The organism is Pseudoalteromonas sp. MMG013, assembly GCF_018100885.1.
Classification (GTDB): domain Bacteria; phylum Pseudomonadota; class Gammaproteobacteria; order Enterobacterales; family Alteromonadaceae; genus Pseudoalteromonas; species Pseudoalteromonas aurantia.
The window spans coordinates 1-634 of sequence record NZ_JAGJEE010000102.1 but is presented as its reverse complement, the minus strand read 5'-3'; the positions used below and the strand labels follow the sequence as shown (position 1 = coordinate 634).

General features: G+C 44.8%; 1 protein-coding gene. It reads left to right on the top strand.

Annotation, left to right across the window (positions count from 1 at the left end):
- Positions 1-629: IS5 family transposase (locus tag J8L98_RS24525; protein WP_210998669.1), on the top strand; the 629-nt coding region annotated here is incomplete at its 5' end.
- Between the last annotated feature and the right edge of the window lie 5 nt (positions 630-634).

Sequence of the window (634 nt, the reverse complement as noted above, 5' to 3'; positions counted from 1 at the left end):
GCTGTTTGTGCAAACGTAGTAAAACACTTGATGTGCAATATAGAAAGAGCGCAGGCAAAGGCTTTATAGATATTGTGGTTGATAGCACCGGCCTTAAAGTGTACGGAAATGGTGAATGGCATGCGAGAAAACATCGTGCGACTAAGCGCCGTACTTGGCGAAAATTGCACTTGGCCATTGATGCGACAAGTCACGATATTATGAGTGCTGAACTGTCGATGGTCAATGTGTCAGATGGTGAAGCCCTTGCCGATTTAATCAGGCCACTACGCAGAAATATAGACAGAGTCACAGGTGATGGTGCATATGATACACGCAGTTGCTATGAGGAGGTCGCAGCAAAAAGCGCGATTATGCGGGTGCCGCCAAGAGACAATGCCCAATACTGGGAAGAAGGACACCCCAGAAATAATGCCGTATTTATGATGCACCAAATAGGGTTAACGCAGTGGAAAGTGAACTCAGGGTACCACCTTCGTTCACTTGCCGAGACGGCGATGTATCGTTTTAAGCAATTAATGGGTGATAAGCTAAAAAGTCGCCAGTTTAATAGTCAGCATACTGAAACGATGATTAAAGTGAAGGCAATAAATAAAATGACTGGGCTAGGTATGCCCAAATATCAGTAACAGAG